The 12,637-nt window shown below is 67.1% G+C and carries 14 protein-coding genes and 1 tRNA gene; 12 read left to right on the top strand and 3 right to left on the bottom strand.

Going from position 1 to position 12,637, the window contains the following annotated elements; translation table 11 throughout:
• The first annotated feature begins 42 nt into the window (after window positions 1–42).
• From HCA44_RS08070 to HCA44_RS08045, 6 genes are all read left to right on the top strand, one after another.
• A tRNA-Gln gene (locus HCA44_RS08070) sits at window positions 43–113 on the top strand.
• A 75-nt stretch (window positions 114–188) separates the two neighbouring features.
• Entirely contained in the window at window positions 189–1,685 is a 1,497-nt protein-coding gene (glmU, locus tag HCA44_RS08065; RefSeq protein WP_169648017.1) for a bifunctional UDP-N-acetylglucosamine diphosphorylase/glucosamine-1-phosphate N-acetyltransferase GlmU, read from the top strand.
• 6 nt (window positions 1,686–1,691) lie between these two features.
• Entirely contained in the window at window positions 1,692–2,672 is a 981-nt protein-coding gene (locus HCA44_RS08060) for a ribose-phosphate diphosphokinase (protein WP_169648016.1), read from the top strand.
• A gap of 64 nt (window positions 2,673–2,736) precedes the next feature.
• Complete coding sequence (locus HCA44_RS08055) at window positions 2,737–3,372, top strand: DUF2461 domain-containing protein (RefSeq protein WP_169648015.1); 636 nt, start codon at window positions 2,737–2,739, stop codon at window positions 3,370–3,372.
• 138 nt (window positions 3,373–3,510) lie between these two features.
• A complete protein-coding gene (locus tag HCA44_RS08050) occupies window positions 3,511–4,215 on the top strand; it encodes a hypothetical protein (protein ID WP_346764634.1) in 705 nt (234 codons plus the stop codon).
• 74 nt (window positions 4,216–4,289) lie between these two features.
• Window positions 4,290–4,814, top strand: a complete 525-nt coding sequence (locus HCA44_RS08045; RefSeq protein ID WP_169648014.1) for an LpqN/LpqT family lipoprotein — start codon at window positions 4,290–4,292, stop codon at window positions 4,812–4,814.
• 13 nt (window positions 4,815–4,827) lie between these two features.
• On the opposite strand, the gene HCA44_RS08040 is transcribed toward HCA44_RS08045, so the two are convergent.
• The gene (locus HCA44_RS08040) at window positions 4,828–5,700 is read right to left on the bottom strand and encodes a phytanoyl-CoA dioxygenase family protein (protein ID WP_169648013.1); all 873 of its coding nucleotides are present in this window, start codon (window positions 5,698–5,700) and stop codon (window positions 4,828–4,830) included.
• A gap of 27 nt (window positions 5,701–5,727) precedes the next feature.
• Window positions 5,728–6,123: a Rid family hydrolase gene (locus HCA44_RS08035; protein ID WP_169648012.1), complete on the bottom strand. Its 396-nt coding sequence runs from the start codon at window positions 6,121–6,123 to the stop codon at window positions 5,728–5,730.
• A gap of 168 nt (window positions 6,124–6,291) precedes the next feature.
• Between HCA44_RS08035 and HCA44_RS08030 the strand changes: the two genes are divergently transcribed.
• Window positions 6,292–6,894 carry a TetR/AcrR family transcriptional regulator C-terminal ligand-binding domain-containing protein gene (locus tag HCA44_RS08030; protein WP_169648011.1) on the top strand — a complete coding sequence of 201 codons (603 nt, stop codon included), beginning with the start codon at window positions 6,292–6,294 and terminating at the stop codon, window positions 6,892–6,894.
• 22 nt (window positions 6,895–6,916) lie between these two features.
• Here HCA44_RS08030 and HCA44_RS08025 read toward each other — a convergent pair whose 3' ends face one another.
• Window positions 6,917–8,221 carry an ATP-binding protein gene (locus HCA44_RS08025; RefSeq protein ID WP_169648010.1) on the bottom strand — a complete coding sequence of 435 codons (1,305 nt, stop codon included), beginning with the start codon at window positions 8,219–8,221 and terminating at the stop codon, window positions 6,917–6,919.
• A 437-nt stretch (window positions 8,222–8,658) separates the two neighbouring features.
• On the opposite strand from HCA44_RS08025, the gene HCA44_RS08020 reads away from it, so the two are divergent.
• From HCA44_RS08020 to HCA44_RS08000, 5 genes are all read left to right on the top strand, one after another.
• The gene (locus HCA44_RS08020) at window positions 8,659–9,642 is read left to right on the top strand and encodes a hypothetical protein (protein WP_169648009.1); all 984 of its coding nucleotides are present in this window, start codon (window positions 8,659–8,661) and stop codon (window positions 9,640–9,642) included.
• 163 nt (window positions 9,643–9,805) lie between these two features.
• Window positions 9,806–10,099: a hypothetical protein gene (locus HCA44_RS08015; RefSeq protein ID WP_169648008.1), complete on the top strand. Its 294-nt coding sequence runs from the start codon at window positions 9,806–9,808 to the stop codon at window positions 10,097–10,099.
• Complete coding sequence (locus HCA44_RS08010; RefSeq protein WP_169648007.1) at window positions 10,096–11,067, top strand: hypothetical protein; 972 nt, start codon at window positions 10,096–10,098, stop codon at window positions 11,065–11,067. Before HCA44_RS08015 ends, HCA44_RS08010 begins: the two co-directional genes overlap by 4 nt.
• The gene (locus HCA44_RS08005; RefSeq protein WP_169648006.1) at window positions 11,067–11,978 is read left to right on the top strand and encodes a hypothetical protein; all 912 of its coding nucleotides are present in this window, start codon (window positions 11,067–11,069) and stop codon (window positions 11,976–11,978) included. The genes HCA44_RS08010 and HCA44_RS08005 overlap by 1 nt, the downstream gene beginning before the upstream one ends.
• Window positions 11,975–12,496, top strand: coding sequence for an LpqN/LpqT family lipoprotein (locus HCA44_RS08000; protein WP_169648005.1), 522 nt, complete (start codon window positions 11,975–11,977; stop codon window positions 12,494–12,496). The genes HCA44_RS08005 and HCA44_RS08000 overlap by 4 nt, the downstream gene beginning before the upstream one ends.
• Window positions 12,497–12,637: the final 141 nt, after the last annotated feature.

Here is a 12,637-nt window from a genome sequence, read left to right as displayed (position 1 = left end):
ATGACGCGCACTCGGGGCCGAGCGACCCCGTGGGCGTGGCAATCCGCCGTAGTGTAATGGCAGCACCTCTGATTTTGGTTCAGATAGTTCAGGTTCGAGTCCTGGCGGCGGAGCCGAGACGACCGCAGCGTGTCGAGTACGAGCGCGCTCGGCCGGCCCGTCCCGCTGGATCGACATGAGGGAGTTACATGCCAGTGCAGACCGCTGTCGTCGTCCTCGCTGCCGGAGCAGGCACCCGGATGCGGTCGAAGACTCCCAAGGTTCTGCACACTCTGGGCGGTCGCACGATGCTCGACCACGCGTTGCACACCGCAGCCGCGGTCGACCCCGAGCATCTCGTCACCGTGGTCGGCCACGACCGCGAACGCGTCACCGCGGCCGTCGAGGCCACCGCGACCGCACTCGGTCGCGCGCTCACCGTCGCGGTGCAGGAAGAACAGAACGGCACCGGGCACGCCGTGAGCTGTGGGCTCACCGCCCTGCCCGACGACTTCGACGGCACCGTCCTGGTCACCGCGGCCGACGTCCCGCTGCTCGATTCGGCAACCGTCGACGCGCTCCTCGCCGCGCACACCGCCGAGCCCGCCGCGGCCGTCACGGTCCTCACCTCCACCGCGCCCGACCCCACCGGCTACGGGCGTGTGCTGCGCACCACCGACGGCGAGGTCAATGCAATCGTCGAGGAAGCCGACGCCACCGACTCGCAGCGCGCGATCACCGAGGTCAACTCGGGCATCTACGCGTTCGACGCCGCGACCCTGCGGGCCGCGCTCGCACAGTTGCGCTCCGACAACGCCCAGGGTGAGTTGTATCTCACGGACGTGATCGCCATCGCACGCCGTGCGGGCAAGCGCGTGCGCGGCCAGCACACCGCCGACGCCGTCGTGGTCGCGGGCGCGAACGACCGCGTCCAGCTCGCGGCGCTCGCGGCGGAACTCAATCGCCGCACCCTCGAGGCGTGGATGCGCGCGGGCGTCACCGTCGTCGACCCGGCCGACACCTGGGTCGACGTCGACGTCACCCTCGCCCGCGACGTCACGCTCCTTCCCGGCACACAGCTGCACGGCGCCACCGACATCGGCGAAGACGCGGTGGTCGGGCCGGACACCACGCTCACCGACGTCACCGTCGGCGTCGGGGCGTCCGTGGTGCGCACGCACGGCAGCGGCGCGACGATCGGCGACGGCGCGACCGTCGGGCCGTTCACCTATCTTCGACCGGGCACCGAACTCGGCGCGGGCGGCAAGCTCGGGGCGTTCGTCGAGACCAAGAACGCTCAGATCGGCGACCACTCGAAGGTTCCCCACCTCACCTACGTGGGGGACGCGACCATCGGCCATCACAGCAACATCGGCGCGTCGAGCGTCTTCGTCAATTACGACGGAGTCGGCAAAAGCCGTACCGTGGTGGGGTCGCACGTGCGGACCGGCTCGGACACGATGTTCGTCGCCCCGGTCCAGGTGGGTGACGGCGCCTACACCGGCGCCGGCACCGTGTTGCGCCACGACGTCCCGCCCGGGGCGCTTGCCGTGTCGAGTGGCAAGCAGCGCAACATCGAAGGTTGGGTGCAACGCAACCGTCCGGGGACCCCGGCGGCCGACGCCGCGGCGTCGGCGGTGCAGCCGATCGACGAAGAGCTTGCACAGCAAGACGAGTCCGAACAGCACGAACAAAAGGATGGCTAGAGAGCAGTGACCGCGAACTGGATCGACAATCAGAAGAACCTCATGCTCTTCGCCGGTCGTGCGCATCCGGAGCTGGCCGAACAGGTCGCCAAGGAACTCGACGTGCGCATCACGCCGCAGACGGCGCGGGACTTCGCGAACGGCGAGACGTTCGTCCGGTTCGAGGAGTCGGTGCGCGGGTCGGACGCGTTCGTCCTCCAGAGCCACCCCGCCCCGCTCAACCAGTGGGTCATGGAGCAGCTCATCATGATCGACGCGCTCAAGCGCGGGTCGGCCAAGCGCATCACGGCGATCCTGCCGTTCTACCCGTACGCACGTCAGGACAAGAAGCACCGCGGCCGCGAGCCCATCTCCGCCCGCCTCATCGCCGACCTGCTGAAGACCGCGGGCGCCGACCGCATCGTCACGGTCGACCTCCACACCGACCAGATCCAGGGCTTCTTCGACGGCCCCGTCGACCACATGCACGCGCAGGGACAGCTCGCCGAGTACATCCGCGAGAAGTACGGCACCGACAACATCGCCGTCGTCTCCCCCGACTCGGGTCGTGTCCGCGTCGCCGAGAAGTGGGCCGACACCCTCGCGGGCGCTCCCCTCGCGTTCATCCACAAGACCCGCGACCCCAATGTCCCGAACCAGGTCGTGTCGAACCGCGTCGTCGGCGACGTCGAGGGCCGCACCTGCATCCTGATCGACGACATGATCGACACGGGCGGCACGATCGCCGGTGCCGTCGACATCCTCCGTAAGGCAGGCGCGGGCGACGTCATCATCGCCGCGACGCACGGCGTGCTGTCCGATCCCGCGAAGGAGCGGCTCTCGGCGTGCGGCGCGAAGGAAGTCATCGTCACCAACACGCTGCCGATCGACGAGTCGAAGCGGTTCCCGTCGCTCACCGTGCTCTCGATCGCGCCGCTGCTCGCGCGCACCATCAAGGAAGTCTTCGAGAACGGCTCGGTCACCTCGCTGTTCAACGGCAGCGCCTAGTCACTCCCCTGTGAGCACTTTGCGAGTCCCTGGACTCGCAAAGTGCTCACAGTAGGGTTCAGTGATGTTCACCGGAATTCCCGTCGCGGCACTCGACTTCTACGAAGACCTCGAAGCCGACAACAGCAAGGCGTTCTGGACGGCGCACAAGCACGTGTACGACACCGCCGTCCGCGAGCCGATGCTCGCGCTCGTCGACGCGCTCGGCAACGAGTTCGGCGATGCCAAGGTTTTCCGCCCGTATCGCGACGTCCGGTTCTCGAAGGACAAGACTCCCTACAAGACTCACCAGGGCGCGTTCGTCGCGCTTCGTCCCGGCGTCGGGTACTACCTGCAGATCGACGCGGCGGGCCTGCTCGCCGCGGGCGGCTTCTATCATGCGACGCCCGCACAGCTCGGCCGCTACCGCGCTGCGCTCGACGACGACCGTCGCGCGGCGCAGCTCGAACGGATCGTCGGCAAGCTCCGCCGCAGTGGACACGATGTCGACGGCGACAAGCTGAAGACCCGCCCGCGCGGCACCGCACCGGATCATCCGCGTCTGGAGCTGCTGCGTCACCGGTCGATGACGGCGCGGGCGTTCTTCGAGTCCCCGCCGTGGATCGACTCGCCACGCACCGCCGACGAGGTGCGTGCGGTGTGGCGTGCGACGCGTCCGCTCGTGGAGTGGGCGGCCGACACCCTCGGCGAATCGGAATGATACCTGTCGGTACGAATACTCCTGTGACACAACGCGACCGACCTTCCACATGAGCTTCGTCACCGCCGGCGCCGGCCCGATGCGGCGAAATCACCCCGGTGTCACCCGGCTTTTCGGCGTCGCTTACTGTGGCACCCCGTGATCGACGCGCACACTCTTTCCGGCCGTTCCGAAACTGGCACCGACATCGATGCGATCCGCAACATCCGACGATGGAGCCCCGGCCAATGTGTGTGGTGCGGAAGCGACGACGACGTCGACATGTTCCGCAACGAGCCGCGCTGCGCGCTGTGCCGCGAGAAGGAAACCATCGTCGACGACGCCCGCAAGTTCCTCGGCATGTACGGGCTGCGCCCCCTCGGTGGCACACTCCAGTCGGACGACGACGAAGAGTACGAACACCGTCTGAACGGGCGTGACGCGCGCAGGATTCTCAACGAGATCCGGCTGCCCGAGCTGCCCGATCCCGCCGCCGTGCGCAAGGCGATCCGTCCACGCGCGGCGGGTGTCGTCGCCGCCGCGCAGCTCGAGGAGCAGCAGTCCTCGCCGTCCGCGAAGAAGCCCGTCTCGGTCTCTTCCTCCACCTCGCGTCCAGCGGCGGCCCGAAAGTCCACTCCCGCAGCGTCTCCGGCCCGCACCGACACCGTGGACCTCGCTCAGCTCGAGGAACGCGTCAAGGGCCTGCTCGAACAACTCGACACCGTCGACGCCCAGATCGCACTCGTCGGCGAGGCGAGCGGGCTCGCCGCGAAAGCACGGCTCAAGAACCTCGAGAACCAGAAAGCCACGGTGCTGCGCACCCTCGCGGCGCTCGAGAAAGCGCGTATCGCAGCCGCGAAGTGACGGCCGGAACGTCTGATAGCGTCTCGTAGGCCGCGCGCCGGCCGCGCACGGTTCTTCGGCACGTAGGGGGAGATATGCAGCCGGTCACCAGCGAACTGTTCACGTACCTCGCCGAAGAAGGCGTCGAGTACATGCCGTGCGGATACGGCCCCGACACCGAACCCGAGGTGTTCCTGCCCGCCGTGCCCGGCTGGGTGGCCGTGCCGCCCGAGATGGTGCCCGACGTCTACATCGCGCTCGCCAATCACGAATGGGCGGTCGCCGGCTGGGCCCCCAATGCAGTTGTCCTGCACGGCCGCCTGTCCCGCGAACTGCCCGCCGACGAGATTCTGCAACGCGCGCACCGCGACGCCGCGCGCCAGGACGGCTGGACCGAGCAGGTCTCGAGCTACGAACAGTGGCACGGCTGGCCGTCGCTCTTCCTCGAAGGCACCTACCCGCTGGGCGACGTCGAACTGTTCGCCAGCACGCGGTACGTCCTCCTCGTCGCGGACGGCGAGCAGTACCTCACCCAGCTCACCGTCACCGTGCTCGCGCAGGATCGCGACGAGCTCTACCTCGACGTCGCCACATTCGATTCGGATCTCGCGATCGCGTAGCGACGGGTCGCGTTCAGCTGGGGACCGAGAGATTCGGTGCGGCCCGGTCTCGCGCGAGAAGGTCGCCGACGCCCTTGATCTTGCCGTCCACGAGGACGTAACCCCAGTAGCCGAGCGGCTCCTCGTAGCCCAGCAGTCTGCGCGTCAGCGGCGGGAGCGCCTCGACGGTCTCCCGGTCGTAGACCACGAAGTGGTTCTCTTCCCAGTTCAGGTGCGCGCGGTCGAATGCCATCGTGATCCCGTGGCGCACGTCGTTTTCGGACGTGTTGAGTCCGCCGCCGTGGTAGACCCCGCCGAGCCAGATCAAGGCCGAGCCTGCCTTCATCTCGGTCGGCACGGCCTCTTCGATCCGAGGCCCCCGTCCGCTGTCCCAACGATGGCTGCCGGCCACGACATTGGTGCCACCGTTCTCCGCGGTGAAGTCCGTGAGCGCGAACATCATCTGGACACGGACCTGCGGACCCGGGTGCGGGTTGAACAGCAGGACGTCGTCGCGGTGCAGCGGCTGGTGCCCCTGACCGGGATGGATCGCGATCGCTTGGGTGAGGCTCAGGTGGTAGTCGGGCACCTGGTCGACGAGGTGTTCGCCGTGCCAGACCTTGCTGGGGGTGCGAAGGAAGTGTTCGGCGGCGCCGAGGAAATGCGGCTGCTCGACGAGGGCGGACAGCGCGGTCGAGTACTGGAACAGGCATCCGAAGCGGCGGGTGCGGTCGCCCAGGAAATCACCGCCCCAGTCGACGGTTTCGTACACCGGCATCATGTCGTCGCGGATCGCGTTCAGCGCGTCGTCCGGCACGTAGCCTTCGATCACCACGCCACCGTCTCGTTCGATGACGGCGTTGACCTCCTCGACGGACGCGGTGACATGCAGAGCGGTCAGGCTCATGGATACTCCTCGAATTCTGTCGGGTGGTCAGAAAGCCGCCGTCATCTTCACTTCGACCAGCACCCCGGGCACACCGCCGCCCAGGCCTGCGACCTCGACTGCGGTCCAGGCCGGATACGGCCCGGTGATGAACTCGTCGCGCACCGCAGAGAAGGTGTCGAGGTGCTCTGCCAGATCGACGTGGAAGGTGACCATCTCGGCCACGTCCGCGAGCGTCAGGCCTGCCCCCGCGAGCACGTGCTGAGCGTTCCGGAACACGGTGCGGAACTGCTCGGTCGGGTCGGGGTCGACCTGGTAGCGCGCATCCATTCCGGTGACTCCCGAGCAGATCAGCAGGTCGCCCACCCGAACGGCCGGCGCCAGATGCCACTCGTCGTGCTGCCGTTGCAGGTCGCCCGGAGCTACCACTTCCCATGTGCCCATCGATCGATTCTTCCTTCGGAGTCGGTGAAACCGCGAGTGGATCGACTGTCCAGAGGTTCCGGACAGCCCGTGCGAGCATCGTTGCCAGGCCGAGCTTTCCAGCCAAACGCGACAAGTGTCGTTATATCACCGTTCCGCTGGCGGCGCAGCTTGGATACGGTGGTGCGCGTGCCTGACCCCGACTCGAAGACCACAGCCACCAGCCGGCCGACGCGGCAACGTCGCGGGGGACGGAGCGAGATCGTTCGGGGCAAGGTGGCCGAATCCGTGTTGTCGTTCCTCCGCGAAGGCAGGACGGACTTCGGAGTCGCCGAGGTCGCCGAGCGTGCAGGCGTGCACCGCGCCACCGTCTATCGGTGGTGGCCCACGCGTGGCGACCTGCTCGCCGAAGCGCTCACGGAGCACGGTGGCCGCCTCGCATTGCCCGATACCGGGTCGTGGCGTGGCGACGTCAGCGCCGCGTGCGAGGCCTTCGCCGAGTTCCTCACCGACCCAGTCGAACTGGCGCTCACCGCCGCCTTGGCAGCACACACCGACGCCGAAGCGGATCGAGCCCAGTTCGAGTACTGGGCCCCGATCGACGACCAGCTACGGCAGATGGTGCGGCGCGCGATCGACCGCGGCGAGGTGCGACCCACGACCGATCCACGGGTGGCGTCGCTGCTGCTGATCGGCCCGATCTCGACCTATGCGCTCACCTTCCGGGCTGCTCCACCGCCCGACATGCTGGCCGGAATCGCCGAGGCGATCACGCGGGCCCACGCTCTCTGACGCACTGGGGCCGCAGCGGTCGTCAGAGATACTGCCCGGTGAGTTCCGACGTCTTCCATCTACCCTGCTCCACGACGCTGCGGATCTTTGCTTCGTCCAGATCCGTGCCGTGGTCGATCACAGCACGCTGAGCGATGGCGCGGACGTCCGCCCCGGAGAGGGGTCCGTCGACGATGGCGAGCGCGGCGACGAAATCGACCGACGGCGCGACGGGCGACAGGATCGACGCGAGGATCTGTGCAGATGCCGCGCGGGTCGGATAGCCGAGCTCGACGATCGTGTCGAAGCGTGCCGACCGAGTGGCCGCGCTGTCGAGAGCCGACGGATCGTTCGTCGTCGCGATCGTGAGAATGTCGTCGTGCTCCACGGCGCCGTCGAGCACGTCCAGCAACGCCGCCAGCGAGGAGCCGGAGGTGCCGCGGGTGCGGCTTCCGACGTAGAGATCGATGTCGTCGAGCAGGACGACCGTCGGGCCGAGCTCCGCTGCCTCCGCGTACACATCGCGCAGCCGCGCGCCGCCCGCGGATTCGTCGACGACGATGACGGTGAACGCACCGACGAGCTCCGCGGCGAGAAGCCAGCTCGCCGCGGTCTTCCCGACGCCGGGCGGGCCCGCGAGCAGGATGCCGCGACGCGTCGCGAGGCCGAGTTCGCGGAGGATCTCCGCGCGGGTGGTCACCGCGGCCACGGCGGCGTCCAACTCCCGCCATACCTCGTCGGGCAGTACGAGCGAGTCGCGGCCGCGCGCCTGCAGCGTCGTGACGTCGAAGCGCAACGCGTAGTCGTACGACGCGGCGAGCACTCTTCCGCGCAGGAAGTTGCCGGCGCCGTGCGCGTCGCGGACGAAGGACTTCGCGACACCGGACGCGACTGCATGGTCCTCCGCAGCAGCGAACACACGGATCTCGAGTCGGTCGCTGGTCACCTGTTCCGCGATGCGCACGACGACGTCGGCGTCGGCCAGCGTGCCGCGGGGAAAGAAGGCGGACAGCGCAACCGGCACCGACAGCGCGGAATGGTCGATCTCGACGGTGCGCCAGCGAGGCGGCTCGTCGTCCTCACCGGGCCCCGTCTCGGCAGCGTGCTCGTGGATACGGGTCGCCAACACCCCCGCCAGCGTGATCTCGGTGGAGGCCGTGAGCTTGACCGACTGCGCCGCGAGCAGGTGCAGCGGAGCGCCGAGACGCCGCGAGGCGAACGAATCGGCGGTCGGACGGGCCGCACCGGTGCCGGTCAGCAGGCGACCCAGCGCGTCGAGCGTGGCACGGACAGTGGGGTTGGTGCCGGCGAGAAGGCCGTCGAGTGACGGCGAGACATCGGTGGTCATGGCTCCTGCTCACAACTACCACGGTGAGCGCGTGGACTACTCCGCGCTGAAGCGAAGAGAGGAACATTATCGGTCGTCCTTCGGCTGCGCAACCCGATTCTCGGAACGGCCGCACCGCAAGGAGGCGCACATGGTGTGTCTCGCCAGAGTGTCAGTGGACTCTGCAGACTCGCGACGTGCCCCGCGGGAGGCCGTCACAAATCGCCGTCTTCCGACGACATCCATTCGTGAAGTACCGACAGCCGCAGCTGTCGGCATTCTCGGTGCTCGTTCGCGGGGTCGCGTGGACCCCGGGGCACCGACTACGAAAGGCAACAACCGATGCTCGCCCCCTTCCTTCTCTGCGGCCCTACGAACCCCGGCGGATCGATCACCCGCGACCCAGCCGCGCAGCGCCGCACGCACCTCGACGCCTTCGCGCGAGAGGCGACCGCGCCATGACCTCGCCGGTCGACGACGCCGCCACGACCTGGGATGCGTGGGTGACGCCGTATCTCGTCCTGGGCTTCGTTCCCCGTTCCGAGGCCACCGTGACGTCGACGATCTCGGGAACCACGCTCGACGCGTCGCCCGGACCGAGCGGCCTCGTCGTCGTCACCGCATCGCGAATCGACGTGGCCGACGATCACGCCGTGTGCGATTCCGGCTGGGACGCGGAGCACGTCGCGAACTCGGTGTGGCAGTTGCTCGAACGGATCGGCACGCCCGAGATCGCGTCGTCGTGGCCGGTAGGGCGGCTGGACCAGAAGCGCGCCGCCCAGATCACTACCGACGCGATGCTCGACTCCCGGTATCGGCGGTTCACCGTCGAAGCCCTGCCGATGGTGCCGCACCTGAGCTACAGCCTCGACGAAACCCTCGCCCGCCGTGCGTCTTTCCTCGCTGCTCGCGAAGGATTCGACGCCGGGCTGCTGGGGTGGATCGCGCTCGAACATCCCGACCATGACGTGCGACGCGCCGCCGCGATGAACCTCGCGTGCCCGGATGCGGCGCTCGTCGAACTCACTCGTGCGGAGTCGACCGCGGGCTGGCTGCTGCAGCGTGCCCACCTGAGCACCGACGTGATGCGCGCGCTCGTCGAGGTCGAGGCACTGCGCTACGTGAGTTCGCCGTGCCCCGAGGCATTTCGCCGCCGACTACTCGACCTCGCGCTCCACGACGCCTGCCCACCCGAGCGCGTGCAGGGCCTGATCGCACACGCGACTCTCGGCGACACACGGATGAGCGTCCTCGCCGCCGAACGCGCCTGGAACGCTCCCCACGTCAAACGCGACGAGATCCACCTCCAACTGCTTGCGCACGTCGGACGCGTCAGCATCGCCAGCGCACAATTGCTCGACGCCGTCACCCAGGGCGACGCCGCCCGCATCGCATGGCTCCGCGGCCAGAACGAACGGTACGGCCGGCTACTCGACGGCTGAGCGGACCGCCGTATCCATCGAACGGGCGGTATCCCGGAAATCCACTCGGGCGATGCTCGCACAACCGCCCGTTCGGTGAGGGCCTATGTCACGAGCCGTCGGCTGACCTGCGCTTTGATAGTCTGTGCGCGTTCGCAGGGCGGGGCAAGTCAGGGGGAAGCAGTTGCAGGTCGACATCCACGCGTTACAGTCGTTCGCCCAGTCCACGTCACGGGTCGCAAGCGACATCGGCAACCACGATGTGAGTAGTCCGTTCGCCGACTCCGATGGATCACTTCCGGGCACCGGCTTCGACGGCGTCAACAGGCGCGCGCTCGATGCCGCGATGGCAGGCTATCGCAACGTTGCCTTGCGTCTCGGCGAGGTCGCTCGACTGGCTGGAGGGGCGAACACCCATTACGTCGTCGCCGAAACCGACTTCGTCAAGCAACTCGGCGCGATGGATGTCGAGCCGTGAGTAGCGCCGTCTGCCTGATGACGGTGAGCGTGTCCGAGGTTCGCGGGTGGCGCTCGGGAGACCTCGTCATCACCGCGGACGGCATCGAGGCGTTGGTCGAATTCTTGGACGAGAGCGGGCGCAGCCTCGAAAACGATCAGAACGTGCTCGCGGAGTCATGGCACGGCGACGCGGCGGCGGCGGCCGCAGAACGCGTCGTCGAGGAGACTCGGTTGGCACGCGGCATCGGCTCTGCGCTGCAGGAAGTCGCAGACACGTACCGCTCGGCTTCGAGCGCGCTCGAAGCCGTGAAGTCGACGGTCGAGTCGAAGATTGCGGCTGCGGCGAGCAGCGGGTTCGATGTGGACGACTCCGGCGCCGCCACTCCCGCCGGCTCTGGAGTGATCGCCGCCGAGGAACTCGCCCGACTCGAATCCGATGCGGCTGCCCACACAGCGGCGATTCGGGACGCACTACGCCAAGCCGGCGATGTAGCGGCCGACGCCACCAAGCGAATCGCCGATACCTCCGACATCGTCGAAGATGCGGCGAGCAAAGCTCAGTACGGCAGCGTCGAGCCGGACGGCGAAGGGGAGTTCAGCTGGAAACCCGACTGGCCGGCCACCATCGCGGGAACGATCGTCAGTGAAGCCACCGACAAGACCGGCGCAGCCCTCACGTCCGCAGCAGCGTCCTCCGCTGACGACGTCGCGCGAGGCATCGGGCGCGGCTTGGGACCGATCGGTGCTGCCGTCGGAACAGTTCCGGCCATCGCCAATGACATAAACGATGGTATGGACCCGACGAAAGCTGTTGTCACGGAGGGCGCGGGAACGGTCGCCGGGATACTTGCAACCGCTGGCACGGGCGCCGCGGTCGGGTCGTTCGCCCCTGGGATCGGCACAGGCGTGGGGTTCGCGATCGGACTTGTTGCAGGGGGCGCCGCGAGTTGGGGCGTATCGAAAGGCCTGCAAAAGGTATGGAGCTGATGAAGGAAGAACAGACATTCGCGCGCAATTCGTCGCCGTGGCAGCAGAAGCTAAAATTCACATACGTGACGATCTCGGCGTTTCTGCTTGCGTGCACCGGATCCTCAATATTCGCCCTACTGTATCGACCGATCGAAAACTATTCAGTTGTTGGCTTATTCGCTGGCTCTGCGGTGCTCCTATCAGGGTTGGTCTTCATGACCTTGCGACTGGGTGGCGTCGCGTGGATTGGACGGAGCCGTCGGATCAAGCCAATTCATGGACGCGACGGAGGCGGGGTAGCAGTCCCAGGTCAGTGGGCCATCTATCTGGTCCTCTGGATGATTGCCCTATCCTGCGCAGTGATTGGGTTCTCAGTCTGGTATGCCCAGTCCAACGGCCAAGGGGCAACAGTTGCCACACCTTCTCGCGATAGCGCAGCTGGCGCAGGATTCATGTTGGCAGTCGGGGTCGTGGGTCTGGCTGGAATGACTACCCTGCTTCTACTGCGCCCTATAAACCAAACACACGTATCCACCGACGGAATTCGCCGTATCGACGGCAAGGGCTTGATACGGCGGCGTCGCGATGTGCTTATTCCGTGGACAGCCCTGAGTAAAGTCGTTCCCACAGAGGAACTCGTGGATACGAGGTACGTCACCGTCCGACACCAACTTGTCGAACTTCACCATCCCGGCTTCACACATGACGAACGCGTGCGTCTCGACACTGAGCACCAGACGATCCTCCGTCTTTCCCAACTCGTCGCCGAACCCAACACACTGTTCGCGTTGATCGACGACATGCATCGCCACCCAGACCGACGTGCATTGCTTTCTGGACCCGACGCAACGGCCCTCCTTACCCCTCCGCCCCTGCGCGAACGTTGGCGGGCGGCCCGTGAGCTGCGACAAAGCTCTGGAAAGCAGTGAGCAGCCCGCTTCTCGACTACCTCGACAACTGCGGAGCCCACTGCACACCGTGCGCTCCGGGTTCGCCGTTTGCACCCGCGGTCTCGATTCCCGAACTGCCGGGATGGACTGTTGTACCGCGTGAGCTAGTGCCGGGCGCCTATTCGGCACTCACGAATCCGTCCTACCGGAGCCAAGGCTGGGCGCCCAACGCTGTCGTCCTCCACGGCAGAATCTCCAAGGAGATTTCAGCCGAGGGCCTGCTCGACGCTGCCTGTACCGAGCCAGCCGCCCTCCCGAAGTGGACCGAGCACCTCGCCGCGCGCGAACCGTGGAACGGCCACCCCTCACTGTTCGTCGAGGGCACCTACGAAGTCGAGAATCTCAGCCTCTTCGCCACGACACGCTACGTAATCGTGGACACCGCGGCCGGGCAGTTCCTTACCCAGCTGACCGTTACCGTCGCAACAACGACACTCGACGACCTGCACGTCGATGTTGTGACCTTCAATTCGGCCCTCTCGATCGCTGCGGGCTGAGACGTGTGAATCGGGGTTCCATCGAACGGGCGGTATCCCGGAAATCCACTCGGGCGATGCTCGCACAACCGCCCGTTCGGTGAGCCGATTCCGGTGGCAGCCACCTGATATCGTGTCGACTCGCTGACAGGGCGGCGGTTC

This window comes from Rhodococcus sp. HNM0569 (genome assembly GCF_012726205.1).
Classification (GTDB): domain Bacteria; phylum Actinomycetota; class Actinomycetes; order Mycobacteriales; family Mycobacteriaceae; genus Rhodococcus_F.
This window is presented reverse-complemented; position numbering and strand designations above follow the sequence as displayed.